Raw genomic sequence first — 18,826 nt, 5'->3', positions numbered from 1 at the left:
AAATGCCCGGCGTGTAGCCGGGCATGCAAGGGAGCTAACTTAAAATGATAAGTCACTTCACAAAACTATAGGTGATATTGCCTTGTAAACTCGCCGGCATCTTTGTGATGTCCTCTCTGGCCTCTTCACCCCATTCGAAAGCAAAATCGTCATCGCGCAATGCCAGAAAACGATAGCCACAGGAATATATCGCGCGAATATTGTAAAGTTCGTCCGCTACCGGGGTAGTGTCGCCACCTTCGAAACTATCGCCCCATGCAACAACGCTTCCATCACGGCGTAGTGCAGCAAAGGCGTTCCAGGCAGCGGTCACCGATACAATATTATTCAAACCCTCCGGGAGATCTTCTCCATATTGTCCCCAACAATACACATTTCCGTCTGCAGTTAAAAATGCATAGGTACCGTTAATAGCACCTTGTACGTCAATGATATTCGTCAGACTGGCAATATTCTCAGGAAGTACAATTAATGTACGCTGACTCCCCCAGAATACAACGCTACCATTTGCTCTAAGGGCAATAAATGTGGAACTGGTATTACAGATTGATACGATATCGGTAAGGCTGGCTATATCATCGGGCATATCGCCACCGTGTTTCGCACTCCCCCAGGACACAATAGTGCCGGATGCCCTAAGTGCAACAAATGCGCCATCGTTACTGTAGAGCGTTACGGCATCATTAATATCTTTTAAATGGTCTGGCAAAGCTCCGCCATAGGACTCATTACCCCATGCTAAAATATGCCCATTCTCCGTTATTCCGGCAAAAGCATACTCCGTAACCTGAATGGCGATGAAATCTTTACGCTCTGCAATATCAGTAGGAAAATCATTATGCGACCTTCCATCCGTCCATTGAGCCACCTGTTTGTTAGCCCTCAAAGCCAAATAGGTATAGTTTCCTCCTTCACCCCAATATTGCGCTACTTTGATATCGATAATATCATTCAGCTGGGCAACCTCTGGTGGAAGCGTGTTATCACTATCAACCGACCACGTAAATACCTGACCATCTGCGTTAACTGCTGCAGAACAGTCATAGCCACCATAAATAGATTTTACGTTATGGTTACGATCGCTCGAAGGAGAACTTCCTCCATTCTGCGGCATGCCCCATGCCACAACGGTGCCATTATTCTGAATAACAGCCAATGCAGCGTTTGAGCCACCAACGTTACTGATGTTAATTACATCCCCAAAACGATAAGTATCGGAGTTAGCCATTAAGCGCACGCTTGGTCGTATATCGGTAAATACAGACCCGGTATAACAGGGGGCTGATTCATCTTCATACCACCAGTCTACGCTAACAGGTTGCAGAGTTTCTTTGTCCAGGGCTACGAGTTTGTGTGTCATTGCTGTACGCCCCTGACCAAGCTCTGTCCTTGCGCCCATAATTCTTAATTCACGAATATCGGAATACTGACCATATTCACTCATTTAATTCTTCCCTTCCGTAGCATTAGTAGTGGAAGAACTATAAGTGTCGAAAAAAAGAATTTATGTGAACCGGATCGTTAAATCCGTAAAACCTTCATCAAATAACTAAGATGGTTATTTTGGAAACGACATTAAATAAAATATTCATTCATAATAAAAATAAGCAATATCAATTTATAATAAAAATAAACATATCGAAAACCTATTAAAACTGAAATATTAATTCAGGGCAAAAAAAACGCCTCCGAGGAGGCGTTTATCAGCAATAAAGAAATTTATTTCTTCTTCGCTTTCGCGTTTGGCAGGTCGGTGATGCTACCTTCGAACACTTCTGCCGCCAGACCCACGGACTCGTGCAGAGTCGGGTGAGCGTGGATGGTCAGCGCGATGTCTTCAGCGTCACAGCCCATTTCAATAGCCAGACCGATTTCGCCCAGCAGCTCGCCGCCGTTGGTACCGACAATCGCACCACCGATAACGCGGTGAGTCTCTTTGTCGAAGATCAGTTTGGTCACGCCATCTGCGCAATCGGAAGCGATAGCACGGCCGGAAGCAGCCCACGGGAAGGTGGCGGTTTCGTAGCTGATGCCTTTCTCTTTCGCTTCTTTCTCGGTCAGACCCACCCAGGCAACTTCTGGCTCGGTGTACGCGATAGATGGGATCACTTTCGGATCGAAGTAGTGTTTCATGCCCGCGATAACTTCAGCGGCAACGTGACCTTCGTGAACACCTTTGTGCGCCAGCATCGGCTGACCGACGATATCGCCGATAGCAAAGATGTGCGGCACGTTGGTGCGCAGCTGCTTGTCAACGCGGATAAAGCCACGGTCATCCACTTCCACGCCTGCGGCACCTGCGTTGAGGTTTTTACCGTTCGGCACGCGGCCGATAGCCACCAGCACGGCGTCGTAACGCTGCGCTTCTGCAGGGGCTTTTTTGCCTTCCATGGAAACGTAAATACCGTCTTCTTTCGCTTCAACGGCAGTCACTTTGGTTTCCAGCATCAGATTGAATTTCTTGCTGATGCGTTTGGTGAAGACTTTAACGATGTCTTTGTCAGCAGCCGGGATAACCTGGTCGAACATTTCAACCACGTCGATCTCTGAACCCAGCGCATGGTACACAGTACCCATTTCCAGGCCGATGATACCGCCGCCCATAACCAGCAGACGCTTAGGAACGGTTTTCAGCTCCAGAGCATCGGTGGAATCCCACACGCGTGGATCTTCATGCGGAATGAATGGCAGTTCGATTGGGCGAGAGCCTGCCGCGATGATCGCGTTGTCGAAGTTGATCACGGTTTTGCCGTTTTCGCCTTCCACTTCCAGGGTGTTCGCACCGGTGAATTTACCCAGACCGTTTACCACTTTCACTTTACGGCCTTTGGCCATACCCGCCAGACCGCCGGTCAGCTGAGTGATAACTTTCTCTTTCCAGGTACGAATTTTGTCGATATCGGTTTTCGGCTCGCCGAAGACGATACCGTGTTCAGCCAGCGCCTTGGCTTCTTCGATAACTTTCGCTACGTGCAGCAGCGCTTTAGAAGGGATACAGCCGACGTTCAGACAAACACCGCCGAGGGTGCTGTAACGTTCTACGATGACGGTTTCCAGACCTAAATCCGCGGCGCGAAATGCTGCGGAGTAACCTGCCGGGCCTGCCCCAAGTACTACGACCTGAGTTTTGATTTCTGTGCTCATCATGACCTCTTAATTTATACCCGTCGTCCACCGGGTCGTTCTATCCGCCCGCAGTTTACAAAATTGTTAACAATTTTGAAACAACAAACGGCTCACGAATTGTCGCTTTCGCCAATAACCTCACAAACCCCATGAGATTATCAGAAAAAAGCCGGCCGACTGGCCGGCTTTTCGATTACATCACCAGGCGGCGAATGTCGCTCAGGGTGTTGTTGATGATGGTGATGAAACGCGCACCATCAGCACCGTCGATCACGCGGTGGTCGAAGGACAGAGAGATTGGCATCATCAGACGCGGCACGAACTCTTTGCCATTCCACACCGGCTCCATCGCGGACTTGGACACACCGAGGATAGCCACTTCCGGCGCGTTCACGATCGGCGCGAAGTGGGTGGTACCCAGGCCGCCGATGCTGGAGATAGTGAAGCAGCCGCCCTGCATTTCGCCGGCAGTCAGCTTACCATCACGCGCTTTTTTGGAGATGGTGGTCAGTTCACGGGACAGCTCGGTAATGCTCTTCTTGTTCACGTCTTTGAAGACTGGAACAACCAGACCATTTGGCGTATCAACCGCAACACCGATGTTGATGTATTTCTTCAGCGTCAGCTTCTGACCGTCTTCGGACAGGGAGCTGTTGAAGCGTGGCATCTGCTCAAGGGCAGCGGCAACGGCTTTCATGATGAAGACCACTGGGGTGAATTTCACGTCCAGTTTGCGCTTCTCAGCTTCGGCGTTCTGCTGTTTACGGAACGCTTCCAGATCGGTGATATCGGTTTTATCGAAGTGCGTAACATGCGGGATCATCACCCAGTTACGGCTCAGGTTAGCACCAGAGATTTTCTGGATACGGCCCAGCTCCACTTCTTCGATTTCGCCGAACTTGCTGAAGTCCACTTTCGGCCATGGCAGCATGCCCGGGATACCGCCGCCAGCGGCTGCAGCTGGTGCAGCTTCGGCGCGTTTCACCGCGTCTTTCACGTAAGTCTGAACGTCTTCGCGCAGGATACGTCCCTTACGGCCCGTCCCTTTCACTTTCGCCAGGTTCACACCGAATTCGCGCGCCAGGCGGCGAATCAGCGGGGTGGCGTGGACGTAAGCGTCGTTTTCAGCGAACTCAGATTTGCCTTCCGCTTTCGCAGCAGGCGCCGCAGCAGGTTTAGCAGCCTGAGCCGGTGCAGCAGCCGGTGCCGGTGCAGCCGGAGCTGCGGCAGGCGCAGCGCCTTCCACTTCGAAGACCATGATCAGAGAGCCGGTAGACACTTTGTCGCCGGTGCTGATTTTGATCTCTTTAACGGTACCCGCGAACGGCGCAGGGACTTCCATGGAAGCCTTGTCGCCTTCAACGGTGATCAGTGACTGTTCAGCGGCAACTTTGTCGCCCACTTTCACCATCACTTCGGTCACTTCAACTTCGTCACCGCCGATGTCCGGTACGTTAACGTCTTTCGCACCGCCAGCAGCTGCTGGTGCAGCAGCCGGAGCCGGAGCAGCGGCCTGTGCTGGCGCAGCGGCGCCTTCTGCACCCGCCACTTCGAAGACCATGATCAGAGAGCCGGTAGACACTTTGTCGCCGGTGTTGATCTTGATCTCTTTAACGGTACCGGCGAATGGAGCTGGCACTTCCATAGAGGCTTTGTCGCCTTCTACGGTGATCAGTGACTGCTCGGCCGCAACGGTGTCGCCCACTTTCACCAGGATTTCAGTAACTTCAACTTCGTCACCGCCGATGTCAGGCACGTTCACTTCTTTCGCGCTCGCGGCAGCTGCTGGAGCAGCGGCGGCCGGAGCGGCTTCTTTCTTCTCTTCCTGCGCAGGTGCAGCTGCTGCTGCACCGTCGGCGGAATCGAAAATCATGATCAGTTTGCCAGTCTCGGTTTTATCGCCCACAGAGACTTTGATCTCTTTAACGATGCCAGCCTGAGGAGACGGGACTTCCATAGAGGCTTTGTCGCCTTCTACGGTGATCAGCGACTGTTCAGCTTCAACTTTGTCGCCCACTTTGACCAGGATCTCGGTGATTTCAACTTCATCAGCCCCGATGTCCGGTACATTGATTTCGATAGCCATTATTCTTTTACCTCTTACGCCAGACGCGGGTTAACTTTTTCTGCATCGATGTTGAATTTGGTAATTGCATCCGCAACCACTTTCTTATCGATTTCGCCACGTTTAGCCAGTTCGCCCAGTGCTGCTACAACCACGTAAGAAGCATCAACTTCGAAGTGGTGACGCAGGTTTTCGCGGCTGTCAGAACGACCGAAGCCGTCAGTACCCAGAACGCGATAATCATCAGCTGGAACGTAAGTACGAACCTGCTCAGCGAACAGTTTCATATAGTCAGTAGACGCCACCGCTGGCGCGTCGTTCATCACCTGAGCGATGTACGGAACGCGTGGGGTTTCCATTGGGTGCAGCATGTTCCAGCGCTCACAATCCTGACCATCACGCGCCAGTTCAGTGAAGGAAGTCACAGAGTACACGTCGGAACCCACACCGTAGTCTTTCGCCAGGATCTGTGCTGCTTCACGTACGTGACGCAGGATAGAACCGGAGCCCAGCAGCTGAACTTTACCTTTGCTACCTTCGAGGGTTTCGAGTTTGTAGATACCTTTACGGATACCTTCCTCGGCACCTGCTGGCATTGCCGGCATGTGGTAGTTTTCGTTCAGGGTGGTGATGTAGTAGTAAACGTTCTCTTGCGCTTCACCGTACATACGGGTCAGACCGTCGTGCATGATGACGGCCACTTCGTACGCGTAAGACGGGTCGTAAGAGATACAGTTAGGGATAGTCAGAGACTGAATGTGGCTGTGGCCATCTTCGTGCTGCAGACCTTCACCGTTCAGGGTCGTACGTCCGGAAGTACCGCCTACCAGGAAGCCGCGAGCCTGCTGGTCGCCTGCCTGCCAGCACAGGTCACCGATACGCTGGAACCCGAACATGGAGTAGTAAATGTAGAACGGGATCATCGGCAGGTTGTTGGTGCTGTAAGAGGTCGCAGCAGCCAGCCAGGATGCGCCTGCGCCCAGCTCGTTGATACCTTCCTGCAGGATCTGGCCTTTCTCGTCTTCTTTGTAGTATGCAACCTGCTCACGGTCCTGCGGGGTGTACTGCTGGCCGTTCGGGCTGTAAATACCGATCTGACGGAACAGACCTTCCATACCGAAAGTACGCGCTTCGTCGGCGATGATTGGCACCAGACGATCTTTGATCGACTTGTTCTTCAGCATCACGTTCAGGGCACGAACGAAGGCGATAGTGGTAGAGATCTCTTTGTTCTGCTCTTCCAGCAGCTGAGAGAAGTCTTCCAGCGCCGGCAGTTCCAGCTTCTCGGTGAAGTTAGGCTGACGAGCCGGCAGGTAGCCTTTCAGCGCCTGACGACGTTCGTGCAGGTACTTGTGCTCTTCAGAACCTTCCGGGAAGGTGATGTAAGACAGGTTTTCTACCTGCTCATCGGTCACTGGAACGTTGAAACGGTCGCGGATATAACGCACGCCGTCCATGTTCATTTTCTTAACCTGGTGAGCGATGTTTTTACCTTCTGCGGTATCACCCATGCCGTAACCTTTGATGGTATGGGCCAGGATTACAGTCGCTTTACCTTTGGTTTCCTGCGCTTTTTTCAGTGCAGCGTAGACTTTCTTCGGATCGTGACCACCGCGGTTCAGGGCCCAGATCTGCTCATTAGTCCAGTCTGCAACCAGGGCTGCGGTTTCAGGATATTTGCCGAAGAAGTGCTCACGCACGTAGGCGCCGTCTTTGGATTTGAAGGTCTGGTAGTCGCCGTCAACGGTTTCGTTCATCAGCTGGATCAGTTTACCGCTGGTGTCTTTACGCAGCAGCTCATCCCAACGACCGCCCCACATGACTTTAATCACGTTCCAGCCAGCACCTGCGAAGATGCCTTCCAGTTCGTTGATGATCTTGCCGTTACCGGTTACCGGACCATCCAGACGCTGCAGGTTACAGTTGATGATGAAGCACAGGTTGTCCAGCTTCTCACGGGTTGCGATGGTGATCGCACCTTTGGATTCTGGCTCATCCATTTCGCCGTCGCCCAGGAAGGCGTAAACGGTCTGCTCGGAGGTGTCTTTCAGACCACGGTGTTCCAGGTATTTCAGGAATTTAGCCTGGTAGATCGCACCGATTGGGCCCAGACCCATAGATACGGTCGGGAACTGCCAGAATTCAGGCATCAGTTTAGGGTGCGGGTAAGAAGACAGACCTTTACCGTGAACTTCCTGACGGAAGTTGTTCATCTGCTCTTCAGTCAGACGACCTTCCAGGAATGCACGTGCATAGATGCCCGGAGAGATGTGGCCCTGGAAGTACACCAGATCGCCGCCGTCTTTCTCGTTCGCTGCACGGAAGAAGTGGTTGAAGCACACTTCGTAAACGGTTGCAGAAGACTGGAAGGACGCCATGTGGCCACCCAGTTCCAGGTCTTTCTTAGATGCGCGCAGAACGGTCATGATGGCGTTCCAGCGGATTGCAGAACGGATACGACGTTCCAGATCCAGATTGCCCGGGTATTCCGGTTCGTCTTCGACGGCAATCGTGTTTACGTAGTTGCTAGCCCCTGCACCTGAAGCAACCTTCACACCGCCTTTGCGGGCTTCAGAAAGCAGCTGATCAATCAGATACTGAGCGCGCTCAACACCTTCTTCACGGATGACCGATTCGATCGCCTGTAGCCAGTCGCGAGTTTCGATCGGATCCACGTCATTTTGGAGACGTTCTGACATGGGGGTATTCCTTATCTATCTAATACGTTGATTTGTCTGGAACCTGTCCCATTGTGCTCTTGGGCAAGAACACAATAAGACAGGTTCTGCGTTTAGTTGCCGCGCTCTAAAATATCGGCGCTTAATCCTTTCGTTGCTGTATGCGGCGTAATGAACGTTCGCGACGCGATTGTTCACGGCTGCGGTCCAGCAAGATTTCCTCAATGAAAGCCAGATGGCGGTGCGACGCTTCGCGCGCCTGCTCCGGTTCCCCGGCCATTATCGCCTCGAATACTCGGGTGCGATGGTTGCTTACCAGTGGGAGCATTTCCCGACGGGCATACAACAATTCAAAATTCTGACGAACGTTCTGGGCCAGCATCGGCTCCATGCAGCGTAGCAGATGGAGGAGCACCACGTTGTGGGCCGCTTCGGTGACGGCGATTTGATACTGGACGACGGCGCTGGACTCGGCGTCTAAATCGCCGGACTGCTGTGCCCGTTCAATGGCCTGATGCAGCTCGCGGATACGCACGCGATCTTCATCAGTGCTGCGAAGGGCGGCGTAATAGGCCGCAATACCTTCAAGCGCGTGACGGGTCTCAAGCAGATCAAACTGGGATTCTGGGTGGTCAGAGAGAAGTTCTACCAGCGGATCGCTGAAGCTCTGCCACAGGCTGTTTTGCACAAAGGTTCCGCCGCCCTGGCGACGAAGCAGCAAGCCCTTTGCTTCGAGACGTTGAATCGCCTCACGCAGAGAGGGACGTGAAACGTCGAACTGTTTTGCCAGCTCGCGTTCTGGCGGAAGTTTCTCACCCGGGCGCAGAGTCCCTTCGAGGATTAAAAACTCCAGCTGCTGCTCAATCACATCAGATAGTTTTGGTTGGCGAATTTTGCTGTAGGCCATATTCCCTGTCTTACGCCTTTTTGCCCGGAGTCAATTGGTCTTACCAATTTCTATTTCGTATCGCTAAAGTAACAAAGTATTCACCTTCTGTCCATATTGGTTTTGATTGAAATCAGTAAACCCTGCACATTTTAACAACCTTACAGAAATAACGTTTCAGAAATGTAACTTTGCACAAATGAGTTGATTACTCCTTAAGAGGGAGTTTTAACCATAATGAAACGAGGGTTTTTGCAATCTGAAGCGATTCAACAACGCAAATAATGAAAATTCGCCCACTTCTGGCGCATTTCTATTCTATAGGTTGGGTTAGGAAGACTGAGCGGACCGATTTACAAATGCTTTCTTTTTATTCAAGTCGTCATCAGCCCTTCATAAAGCAGGTGCATTCACAGGCGCTTACCACTATTCTTGCGCCTACGGAAGTCATCTCCGCTTTTTTCGGTCTCGTTAACCGTAAAGAAATAAATACAGAATATGGATTTTCATAATTACACACGCACAGCGTGAACATAACAACCACACACGAGGTTTCAAATGGAAGCTCAACAGCACGGCGATCAGCTAAAGCGCGGGCTTAAGAACCGCCACATACAGCTCATTGCACTGGGTGGTGCTATCGGTACTGGCCTGTTTCTCGGCAGCGCGTCCGTTATCCAGTCAGCCGGTCCGGGCATTATTTTGGGGTACGCAATCGCAGGCTTTATTGCCTTTTTGATTATGCGTCAGTTGGGTGAGATGGTCGTTGAAGAGCCGGTCGCAGGCTCGTTCAGCCACTTTGCCTATAAATACTGGGGCAGCTTTGCCGGTTTCGCCTCTGGCTGGAACTACTGGGTGCTGTACGTCCTGGTTGCCATGGCTGAGCTTACCGCCGTCGGGAAGTACATTCAGTTCTGGTATCCCGAGATCCCAACCTGGGCCTCCGCAGCGGCTTTCTTTGTCATTATTAACGCCATTAACCTGACCAACGTAAAAGTGTTCGGTGAAATGGAGTTCTGGTTTGCCATCATCAAGGTCATTGCCGTAGTGGCGATGATTATCTTTGGCGGCTGGCTGCTGTTCAGCGGCAACGGCGGCCCACAGGCAACCGTGCGCAACCTCTGGGAACAGGGCGGATTCCTGCCTCACGGCATGACCGGCCTGGTAATGATGATGGCTATCATTATGTTCTCCTTCGGTGGCCTTGAGCTGGTGGGCATCACAGCCGCTGAAGCCGACAACCCGGAGCAAAGCATTCCAAAAGCCACTAACCAGGTTATCTACCGCATTCTGATCTTCTATGTGGGCTCGCTGGCCGTGCTGCTTTCCCTGCTGCCGTGGACCCGCGTAACCGCTGACACCAGCCCGTTTGTGCTGATCTTCCACGAGCTGGGCGATACCTTTGTAGCAAACGCACTCAACGTGGTTGTTCTGACCGCGGCGCTGTCCGTTTATAACAGCTGTGTATACTGCAACAGCCGCATGCTGTTTGGTCTGGCTCAGCAGGGCAACGCTCCGAAAGCGCTGCTCAACGTTGATAAGCGCGGCGTGCCGGTGAACACCATTATTGTGTCTGCAGTCGTCACGGCGCTGTGCGTGCTGATCAACTACCTGGCGCCGGAGTCAGCCTTCGGCCTGCTGATGGCGCTGGTGGTCTCTGCTCTGGTGATTAACTGGGCGATGATCAGCCTGGCGCACATCAAGTTCCGCCGCGCCAAGCAGCAGCAAGGCATCACCACGCGCTTCCCTGCCCTGCTTTACCCGCTGGGTAACTGGGTGTGCCTGGCGTTTATGGCGGCCGTGCTGGTGATCATGCTGATCACTCCGGGCATGGCGATTTCCGTTTACCTGATCCCGGTCTGGATTGCGATCCTCGGCGTGGGCTACATGGTGAAACAGAAGAACCAGAAAGCCGTGAAAGCGCACTAAGCCTCTCTGCGCTGTACCCGTTTTGAGCGGGTACAGCGTGTTGTTACCTTCCTCACAAATTCAGGCCTTCAGCCGTTTCATCCATATCACCGCCTTTATCCTGCAACGCATATATTCCTTTGCCAGCGAATAATTCTCTCCATACCGTAAACCGGAGAGCTGTCGATGGATAACAACAAACTGTCAGTAAAAGAAAAGATCGGCTATGGGATGGGCGACGCGGGATGCAACATCATCTTCGGCGCCATCATGCTGTTTGTTAACTATTTTTATACGGATATTTTTGGCCTGGCACCTGCGCTGGTCGGCGTGCTGCTGCTGTCCGTCCGCGTGATTGACGCCGTAACGGACCCGATTATGGGGGCGATTGCCGACCGTACCCGCAGTAAATATGGCCGATTTCGTCCATGGCTGCTGTGGATCGCCTTCCCCTACGCGCTGTTCAGCATCCTGATGTTCACCACGCCAGACTGGAGCTATAACAGCAAAGTTATCTATGCGTTTGTCACCTATTTCCTGCTGTCGCTGACCTACACGGCAATCAATATTCCTTACTGCTCGCTGGGTGGCGTGATCACCAACGATCCGAAAGAGCGCGTCGCCTGCCAGTCGTATCGTTTTGTGATGGTCGGTATCGCCACGCTGCTGCTCTCATTAACGCTGCTGCCAATGGCCGACTGGTTTGGCGGGGACAACAAGGCCAAAGGCTACCAGATGGCGATGACCGTCCTGGCCCTGATTGGGACCTGTATGTTCCTGTTCAGCTTCTCTACCGTGCGCGAGCGCGTGCGCCCGGCGGTGCAAACCAACGATGAGCTGAAAAACGATCTGAAAGACGTGTGGAAAAACGACCAGTGGGTACGCATTCTGCTCCTGACCCTGTGCAACGTCTGCCCCGGCTTTATCCGCATGGCGGCCACCATGTATTACGTCACCTGGGTGATGGGCCAGAGCACCCACTTCGCCACGCTGTTTATCAGCCTGGGCGTGGTCGGCATGATGCTCGGCAGCGTGCTGGCTAAAGTGCTGACCGACCGCTGGTGTAAGCTGAAGGTCTTCTTCTGGACCAATATCGTGCTGGCGATTTTCTCCTGCGCCTTTTATTTCTTCGACCCGAAAGCGACCGTCACCATCGTGGTGCTCTACTTCCTGCTTAACATCCTGCACCAGATCCCGTCTCCGCTGCACTGGTCGCTGATGGCCGACGTGGACGACTACGGCGAGTGGAAGACCGGGAAACGCATTACCGGGATCAGCTTCTCCGGCAACATTTTCTTCCTGAAGCTGGGGCTGGCGATTGCCGGGGCAATGGTCGGCTTCCTGCTCTCCTGGTACGGTTATGACGCGGGCGCAAAAGCGCAGAGCGCGGATGCCATCAACGGGATCGTGCTGCTCTTTACCGTCATTCCCGGCATTGGATACTTAATTACCGCGGGCGTGGTGCGTCTGTTGAAGGTAGACCGTGAAACGATGAAACGCATTCAGGAAGACCTGGAAAAACGTCGCACCAATTACCGTGAACTGAGCGACTATCAGGAACTGAAAGCCGCAGAGACAAAATAAGGAGAGCCAAATGCATCAGTGGCCAAACCCGTTTATTGAACAACGCGCCGATCCGTATATTTTGCATCACGAGGGGCAGTACTATTTTATCGCCTCCGTGCCGCAGTACGACAGGCTGGCGATCCGCCGCGCAGCGTCGCTGGAAGGCTTACGTCATGCTGAAGAAGTGGTGGTCTGGCGCAAACCCGAGACCGGCCCGATGAGCCAGCTGATCTGGGCGCCGGAACTGCACCACATTGACGGCAAGTGGTACATCTACTTTGCGGCAACGCACACCCAGGCGCTTGACGAACTCGGGATGTTCCAGCACCGCATGTTTGCGCTGGAGTGTGCCGACGGCGATCCGCTCACCGGTACGTGGACGGAAAAAGGTCAGATAAAAACGCAGTTCGACACCTTCGCGCTGGACGCTACCACCTTTGTTCATCAGGGGAAACGCTGGTATCTGTGGGCGCAAAAAGCACCGGACATCTCCGGGAACTCCAATCTTTATCTGTGTGAAATGGAGAACCCCTGGACGCTGAAAGGCGCGCCGGTGATGCTCAGCAAGCCGGAGTATGACTGGGAGTGTCGTGGGTTCTGGGTCAACGAAGGACCGGCGGTGCTGGTTCACGGCGATAAGCTGTTTATCAGCTATTCCGCCAGCGCCACAGACGAGAACTACTGCATGGGGCTACTGTGGATAGACCTGAATGCCGATCCGCAAAACCCGGCAAACTGGCATAAATCGTCTCGCCCGGTGTTTGTCACCAGCTATGAAAACCGCCAGTATGGGCCGGGCCATAACAGCTTTACGCAAACGCCGGAAGGGGAAGATGTGCTCGTGTATCACGCGCGTAATTATACCGAAAATGAGGGCGACCCGCTGTACGATCCTAACCGCCACACCCGCCTGAAGCTTATCCGCTGGGACGAAAACGGGATGCCTGACTTTGGCATCCCGCCCGCGGATACGCTTTAGTTTTTGCGGCGCGCTGGCTTACACCAGCGTGCCGTAGATAGTCAACAACGCCACGACAACCACCACCACGAACGACGTTTTCTTCGCCATGGAGACAGCGGCTTTCGGCGTTTCAATTTTGTCGGTATGCGGCTCACGCGCCAGCGAGAACTGCGCCAGACGCGTTAACACCTGGTACTGCGACGTATGGCGGTCGGCAAGCGAGGCGAACCATGCAGGCAGCGCTTTTTCGCCGTGACCAATTAACGCGTACACCACACCTACCAGACGCACCGGAAGCCAGTCAAGCACGTGCAGGATGGCATCAATGCCTGACAGCAAGCGTTCATGCGGCGTCAGGTAACGGGCCAGCCATGTCTGCCAGGCGCGCAGGAACGCATACCCCATTAGCAGTACCGGCCCCCACGGGCCACCCACCACGAACCAGAACAGCGGAGCCAGATAGTAGCGGAAGTTAATCCACAGCAGCGCGTTTTGCAGCTCGCGCAGAAACTCGCGCTCGTCGCAGTCCGGCGGCACGCCGTGGATCATCGTCAGCTCGCTCGCCATGGCTCCGCGCGCATGGGCATCGTCACGGGAGGCGGCTTTAAGATAAGCGTGATAGTGCATACGCACTTTGCCTGCACCAATGCACAGCACCCCAAGCAGGATCCACACCACCAGCAGCGGCACGTTGAAAAACAGCCCGTACAGCGAACGCAGGAGCAGGAAGGTAATAAGCATGACGCCCGCCATCATCAACAGCGTACGCAGCATGGAAAAATGCTTAATGCGGCGGAAAATCACCTCCAGCCGATGATCCAGATGCCAGTGCTCGCCGAGTTTAAACAGGCGTTCAGCGATGATAACCAGCAGCATGGTAAACAACGTCATGGTATCTCCTTATTCTGACGACGTGGCGAGCATGGCGCGAAACCGGGACCAGTCAAATGCCGGGCCGGGATCGGTTTTTCTCGCCGGAGCGATATCGCTGTGCCCGGTAATATTGTCGGCGATGGCCGGATAGAGCCCGATAAGCGTTCGGGTCACGGCCGCTAACTGTTGATACTGCGAATCGGTGTAGGGCGTAGTATCCGTGCCTTCCAGTTCAATCCCAATGGAGAAATCATTGCACCGTTCGCGCCCGTGATACATCGACACCCCGGCATGCCAGGCGCGTTTATCAAAGGGAACATACTGAACCACTTCACCATCGCGACGAATCAGGCAATGAGCCGACACGCGCAGATGCGCAATCTCAGAAAAGAAAGGATGCGCATCGGGATCTATCGTTCCCGTGAATAACGCATCAATCCACGGGCCGCCAAATTCCCCCGGCGGGAGACTAATATTATGAACCACCAGCAGTGTGGGCTTTTCATCCTCCGGGCGGCAATCGTGGTGCGGCGAAGGCACATGCCGCGCATCCACCAGCCATCCGTTTTCTAACAACATGCTGGAACTCCTTATGTATGGTGCTGTTACTCGGTTCAGAGTAGCATGTTTCAATATTATGATTCGTTACCAATTTGGAGTTTTATCATGCCGCCTCGCCGCTACAACCCCGACCACCGACGTGAAGCGCTTCTGGAACGTATTAACATGGATATCCCGGCAAGCGTTGCCCATGCGTTGAAAGAAGACCTGGGCGGTGACGTCAGTGCCGACAACGATATTACCGCACAGCTGTTGCCAAAAGAGACGCGCTCCCACGCGGTCATCATCACGCGTGAAGACGGCGTTTTTTGCGGCAAGCGTTGGGTTGAAGAGGTCTTTACCCAGCTGGCAGGCGATGATGTGCAGGTAACCTGGCATGTGGCGGACGGCGACACCGTCACGGCGAACCAGCCGCTATTTGAGCTTGATGGCCCGTCCCGCGTGCTGCTCACCGGCGAACGCACCGCGCTGAACTTCGTCCAGACCTTGTCCGGGGTAGCAAGCGAAGTACGTCGCTATGTTGACCTGCTGGTCGGTACCCGCACTCAGCTGCTGGACACCCGCAAAACCCTGCCGGGCCTTCGTACCGCGCTGAAATACGCGGTGCTGTGCGGCGGCGGCGCAAACCATCGTCTGGGATTGTCTGATGCCTTCCTGATTAAAGAGAACCACATTATTGCATCGGGCTCCGTGCGTCAGGCGGTGGAGAAAGCCTTCTGGCTGCACCCGGACGTGCCGGTTGAAGTGGAAGTGGAAAATCTGGACGAGCTTGAGCAGGCGATTAAGGCCGGGGCAGACATCATCATGCTGGATAACTTTGAAACCGAGCAGATGCGTGAGGCGGTAAAACTGACGAACGGACAGGCGCAGCTTGAGGTATCCGGCAACGTGACGTTCGATACCATCCGTGAATTCGCGGAAACCGGCGTTGATTTTATCTCCGTAGGTGCCCTCACCAAGCATGTGCGGGCTCTCGATCTCTCAATGCGCTTTAAGTAATCCCATTCTCCCCCTTCACGCGAAGGGGGAATCACAGCCTTCATCGCAAATCTGTTGCCCTTCCCTGTAACGCTACGTTAAATCCCTGAAAGCCCCTTCACGTTTCCTTTTTTGCCCCTCGTTTCTGCTTCCTCTCCCTGCCAGGGTGGCGGCACTTAACCTAAGGAGCAGACATGAACAGACAAAAAGGATTCACGCTCATTGAGCTAATGGTGGTGATTGGCATTATTGCCATCCTGAGCGCCATCGGCATACCCGCATACCAGAACTACCTGCGAAAAGCCGCACTCACCGATATGCTGCAAACGTTTGTCCCTTATCGCACTGCTATTGAGCTTTGCGCACTGGACCACGGTGGCGTGGAGCGTTGTGATGCGGGAACGAACGGCATCCCCTCTCCGACGACGACACGTTATGTTTCAGCGATGAGCGTGGCTAAAGGCGTCGTGTCGTTAACGGGGCAGGAGAGCCTGAACGGGCTGGAGGTTCTCATGACGCCGCTCTGGAGCGACGGCAATGGCATGACGGGCTGGACGCGTGACTGCAAGATCGACTCTGACAGCGCACTCAAGCAGGCCTGTGAAGACGTTTTCCGCTTCGACACTCACTAACGGGAGCGGATGATGAATACCGAGCAACTTGTCGCACTATGCCAGCGTCATCACGCCGTGCTACTGACCAGCGATACCGAGATGATCAGCATTGCCGTAGCGGGAAATCCCGGCAATGAACTGATGGAAGCATTGCGTTTCGCGACGCAAAAACGGATTGATATCGAATGCTGGAGCGTTGAACGCATGGAAAAGCACCGGCAGATGGCGTCACAATCTCATCTCCCCGTCGTGTCAGCACCACACTCCGCGGTAGATATCCTCAACCACACGTTGCAGCAGGCGATAAGCCAACGCGCATCCGACATTCATATTGAACCGATGGAGCACGCCTGCCAGATTCGTTTACGCATCGACGGCGTGCTTTGCCCGCAGCCGCCGCTCTCTGCGGCGCTGGCGACCATGCTCATTGCGCGCTTAAAGGTGTTGGGCAATCTGGATATTGCGGAGCGGCGTTTGCCTCAGGATGGTCAGTTTACGGTTGAGGTAGCCAACGAGCCGGTCTCCTTCCGTATCTCTACGCTCCCCTGCAGCGGTGGTGAGAAAATTGTGCTGCGCCTGCTGCATCAGGTTCAACAGGCGCTGGAACCCGCTAAGCTGGGAATGAATGCCGAACAGCTGGTCTGCTTTAACGAGGCCCTTCATCGCCCGCAAGGCTTGATCCTGGTGACCGGCCCCACCGGCAGCGGGAAAACCGTATCGCTATACAGCGCGTTGCAGGCGCGTAACACCCAGGACGTCAACATCTGCAGCGTGGAAGATCCGATTGAGATCCCGCTTGCCGGGTTGAACCAGACACAGATTAATCCCCGAGCGGGATTAACCTTCCAGAGCGTGCTGCGAGCACTGCTTCGTCAGGATCCCGACATCATCATGGTGGGCGAAATCCGTGACGGCGACACCGCAGAGATCGCCATCAAGGCCGCGCAGACCGGGCATCTGGTGCTGTCTACGCTCCATACCAATTCAACAGCGGAGACGCTTATTCGTCTTCAACAAATGGGGGTCGCCCGGTGGATGATCTCCTCAGCGCTTTCGCTGGTGATTGCCCAGCGGCTGGTTCGCCGCCTGTGTCCCCACTGTCGCCATGAAGCCAGCGGCCGTGAAGAATTACCTCGCGCCCTTTGGCCCAGGCCGCTTCCGCGCTGGCAACCTACAGGTTGCGAACGCTGTTATCACGGTTTTTATGGCCGCGTGGCGATTTTTGAAGTGCTGTCCATCGACAGCACGCTTCGGCAGGCGATTGCCAGCGGAGCAACCATAGAAGTGATAGAAGGCAGCGCCCGTCAGGCAGGAATGACATCGCTGTTTGAGCATGGCTGTATGGCTGTAGAAGAAGGGCTCACCACGATCGAAGAGTTAGTCCGTGTCATGGGAATGCCCGATGGCTGTTAATCAACTCTGGCGCTGGAGGGCGATTACTGCGGAGGGTGAAATCCACACGGGCACGCTTTGGGCCGTCAGTCGTGAAGCCGCTTGCAGCAGCTTAGAACAACGGCATCTTCATCCGCTGGCGCTTAATCGGTCGTTTCAGCGTCCTCGATGGCAGCGTCATCACTGCTACGATATCTTTCGCCAGCTCGCGACGCTGCTGCAGGCTGGCCTGACGTTGTCTCACAGTCTGCAAATGCTGGCGGAACAGCATCCGTTAACGCATTGGCAGGCTCTGCTTCGCAGCCTTGCTGACGATCTCAGCGAAGGCTGTGCCTTCTCTGCGTCAATGAATAAATGGCCGGAGGTGTTTAGCCCGCTTTATGTCTCGATGGTAAAGACAGGCGAGCTGACGGGAAAGCTGGAGGAGTGCTGTCGCCAACTCGCACAGCAACAAAAAGCCCAGCAGCAGCTTGGTGCAAAAGTCAAAAAGGCGCTGCGCTACCCCACGATCATTCTGACCCTTGCAGCGCTGGTGGTGCTGGCAATGGTGACCCTGGTGCTTCCCGAGTTCGCCGCGATCTATAAAACATTTAATACTCCCCTGCCCTGGCTCACGCAGGCTGTTATGGGGTTAGCCGCCGTTATTCAGGAGCACAATGTCACGCTTTTTGCCCTGCTTCTTATTTTGGTTGTTGTCGCCTGTAAGCTACGACGACATCCGCGCTGGCAGCACATGCTGCTGCATCTGCCCGTGATGGGCGCGCTGGCGCGCGGGCAAAAATTGGGGCAGATATTTACCGTGTTGTCATTAACCCAGCAAGCCGGGATCGCTTTTTTGCAGGGGCTAGAAAGTGTGGAAGAGACGGTTGAAAGCGGGTACTGGCAAACCAAACTGCGGGAGGTACGCGAACATGTCGAGCAAGGAATGCCCGTATGGTCAGCCTTTCAGCAGGCGTCTGTCTTCACACCGCTATGCATACAGCTGATTCGAACCGGTGAAACCGCTGGTGCGCTTGATGTGATGCTGGCAAACCTTGCTCGTCATCATACGGAACAGACATTTCAACAAGCAGACAATCTGGCTGCGCTTCTGGAGCCACTGTTGTTGATTGTGACAGGGTTGATTATCGGCACGCTGGTGGTGGCAATGTATCTGCCAATATTCCACCTGGGGGATGCCATGAGTGTGGGATAGTACAGAATAGTGCTGGCGCACGG

The 18,826-nt window shown here is 54.1% G+C and carries 14 protein-coding genes; 7 read left to right on the top strand and 7 right to left on the bottom strand.

The genetic code is table 11. The annotated features are described in order from the left end of the window. Window positions 1–52 precede the first annotated feature (52 nt). From N2K86_RS03655 to pdhR, 5 genes are all read right to left on the bottom strand, one after another. Window positions 53–1,444 carry an RCC1 domain-containing protein gene (locus N2K86_RS03655; protein ID WP_260660500.1) on the bottom strand — a complete coding sequence of 464 codons (1,392 nt, stop codon included), beginning with the start codon at window positions 1,442–1,444 and terminating at the stop codon, window positions 53–55. 275 nt (window positions 1,445–1,719) lie between these two features. Continuing rightward, entirely contained in the window at window positions 1,720–3,144 is a 1,425-nt protein-coding gene (gene lpdA / locus N2K86_RS03650) for a dihydrolipoyl dehydrogenase (RefSeq protein WP_042718239.1), read from the bottom strand. A gap of 175 nt (window positions 3,145–3,319) precedes the next feature. Next, entirely contained in the window at window positions 3,320–5,212 is a 1,893-nt protein-coding gene (gene aceF, locus N2K86_RS03645; RefSeq protein WP_260660499.1) for a pyruvate dehydrogenase complex dihydrolipoyllysine-residue acetyltransferase, read from the bottom strand. Window positions 5,213–5,226: 14 nt separating this feature from the next. After that, window positions 5,227–7,890 (bottom strand): pyruvate dehydrogenase (acetyl-transferring), homodimeric type, encoded by a 2,664-nt coding sequence (gene aceE / locus N2K86_RS03640; protein WP_260660498.1) that lies wholly within the window; start codon window positions 7,888–7,890, stop codon window positions 5,227–5,229. 121 nt (window positions 7,891–8,011) lie between these two features. After that, entirely contained in the window at window positions 8,012–8,776 is a 765-nt protein-coding gene (gene pdhR / locus N2K86_RS03635; RefSeq protein ID WP_006173806.1) for a pyruvate dehydrogenase complex transcriptional repressor PdhR, read from the bottom strand. Window positions 8,777–9,313: 537 nt separating this feature from the next. Between pdhR and aroP the strand changes: the two genes are divergently transcribed. From aroP to N2K86_RS03620, 3 genes are all read left to right on the top strand, one after another. Beyond that, entirely contained in the window at window positions 9,314–10,684 is a 1,371-nt protein-coding gene (gene aroP / locus N2K86_RS03630; protein WP_260660497.1) for an aromatic amino acid transporter AroP, read from the top strand. A 165-nt stretch (window positions 10,685–10,849) separates the two neighbouring features. Beyond that, window positions 10,850–12,247 carry a glycoside-pentoside-hexuronide (GPH):cation symporter gene (locus N2K86_RS03625; RefSeq protein ID WP_010426938.1) on the top strand — a complete coding sequence of 466 codons (1,398 nt, stop codon included), beginning with the start codon at window positions 10,850–10,852 and terminating at the stop codon, window positions 12,245–12,247. Window positions 12,248–12,257: 10 nt separating this feature from the next. After that, window positions 12,258–13,208 (top strand): glycoside hydrolase family 43 protein, encoded by a 951-nt coding sequence (locus N2K86_RS03620; RefSeq protein WP_260660496.1) that lies wholly within the window; start codon window positions 12,258–12,260, stop codon window positions 13,206–13,208. 18 nt (window positions 13,209–13,226) lie between these two features. On the opposite strand, the gene ampE is transcribed toward N2K86_RS03620, so the two are convergent. Together ampE and ampD are read right to left on the bottom strand one after the other, a co-directional pair. Then, the gene (gene ampE, locus N2K86_RS03615; RefSeq protein ID WP_260660495.1) at window positions 13,227–14,081 is read right to left on the bottom strand and encodes a beta-lactamase regulator AmpE; all 855 of its coding nucleotides are present in this window, start codon (window positions 14,079–14,081) and stop codon (window positions 13,227–13,229) included. A gap of 9 nt (window positions 14,082–14,090) precedes the next feature. Then, window positions 14,091–14,642: a 1,6-anhydro-N-acetylmuramyl-L-alanine amidase AmpD gene (gene ampD, locus N2K86_RS03610; RefSeq protein ID WP_260660494.1), complete on the bottom strand. Its 552-nt coding sequence runs from the start codon at window positions 14,640–14,642 to the stop codon at window positions 14,091–14,093. 87 nt (window positions 14,643–14,729) lie between these two features. Here ampD and nadC point away from each other — a divergent pair, with 87 nt between their 5' ends. The 4 genes from nadC to hofC all read left to right on the top strand — a co-directional run bounded on the left by nadC (window position 14,730) and on the right by hofC (window position 18,803). Then, window positions 14,730–15,623 carry a carboxylating nicotinate-nucleotide diphosphorylase gene (gene nadC / locus N2K86_RS03605; RefSeq protein WP_260660493.1) on the top strand — a complete coding sequence of 298 codons (894 nt, stop codon included), beginning with the start codon at window positions 14,730–14,732 and terminating at the stop codon, window positions 15,621–15,623. A 173-nt stretch (window positions 15,624–15,796) separates the two neighbouring features. Then, the gene (gene ppdD, locus N2K86_RS03600; protein ID WP_010426947.1) at window positions 15,797–16,234 is read left to right on the top strand and encodes a prepilin peptidase-dependent pilin; all 438 of its coding nucleotides are present in this window, start codon (window positions 15,797–15,799) and stop codon (window positions 16,232–16,234) included. 12 nt (window positions 16,235–16,246) lie between these two features. Then, window positions 16,247–17,629 (top strand): type II secretion system protein GspE, encoded by a 1,383-nt coding sequence (gene gspE / locus N2K86_RS03595; protein WP_260661626.1) that lies wholly within the window; start codon window positions 16,247–16,249, stop codon window positions 17,627–17,629. Continuing rightward, window positions 17,619–18,803 carry a protein transport protein HofC gene (hofC, locus tag N2K86_RS03590; RefSeq protein WP_260660492.1) on the top strand — a complete coding sequence of 395 codons (1,185 nt, stop codon included), beginning with the start codon at window positions 17,619–17,621 and terminating at the stop codon, window positions 18,801–18,803. Before gspE ends, hofC begins: the two co-directional genes overlap by 11 nt. Window positions 18,804–18,826: the final 23 nt, after the last annotated feature.

This window comes from Enterobacter mori, assembly GCF_025244905.1.
Classification (GTDB): domain Bacteria; phylum Pseudomonadota; class Gammaproteobacteria; order Enterobacterales; family Enterobacteriaceae; genus Enterobacter; species Enterobacter mori_A.
Note: the sequence above shows the minus strand (reverse complement) of the source record. Positions and strands in the feature narration are given on the sequence as shown.

Coding starts and splice junctions, on each gene's coding strand:
- hofC (WP_260660492.1), top strand. CDS start 17,619: ATGGCTGTTAATCAACTCTGGCGCTGGAGGGCGATTACTGCGGAGGGT.
- ppdD (WP_010426947.1), top strand. CDS start 15,797: ATGAACAGACAAAAAGGATTCACGCTCATTGAGCTAATGGTGGTGATT.
- N2K86_RS03655 (WP_260660500.1), bottom strand. CDS start 1,444: ATGAGTGAATATGGTCAGTATTCCGATATTCGTGAATTAAGAATTATG.
- ampE (WP_260660495.1), bottom strand. CDS start 14,081: ATGACGTTGTTTACCATGCTGCTGGTTATCATCGCTGAACGCCTGTTT.
- lpdA (WP_042718239.1), bottom strand. CDS start 3,144: ATGAGCACAGAAATCAAAACTCAGGTCGTAGTACTTGGGGCAGGCCCG.
- ampD (WP_260660494.1), bottom strand. CDS start 14,642: ATGTTGTTAGAAAACGGATGGCTGGTGGATGCGCGGCATGTGCCTTCG.
- N2K86_RS03625 (WP_010426938.1), top strand. CDS start 10,850: ATGGATAACAACAAACTGTCAGTAAAAGAAAAGATCGGCTATGGGATG.
- aceF (WP_260660499.1), bottom strand. CDS start 5,212: ATGGCTATCGAAATCAATGTACCGGACATCGGGGCTGATGAAGTTGAA.
- pdhR (WP_006173806.1), bottom strand. CDS start 8,776: ATGGCCTACAGCAAAATTCGCCAACCAAAACTATCTGATGTGATTGAG.
- gspE (WP_260661626.1), top strand. CDS start 16,247: ATGAATACCGAGCAACTTGTCGCACTATGCCAGCGTCATCACGCCGTG.
- aceE (WP_260660498.1), bottom strand. CDS start 7,890: ATGTCAGAACGTCTCCAAAATGACGTGGATCCGATCGAAACTCGCGAC.
- N2K86_RS03620 (WP_260660496.1), top strand. CDS start 12,258: ATGCATCAGTGGCCAAACCCGTTTATTGAACAACGCGCCGATCCGTAT.
- nadC (WP_260660493.1), top strand. CDS start 14,730: ATGCCGCCTCGCCGCTACAACCCCGACCACCGACGTGAAGCGCTTCTG.
- aroP (WP_260660497.1), top strand. CDS start 9,314: ATGGAAGCTCAACAGCACGGCGATCAGCTAAAGCGCGGGCTTAAGAAC.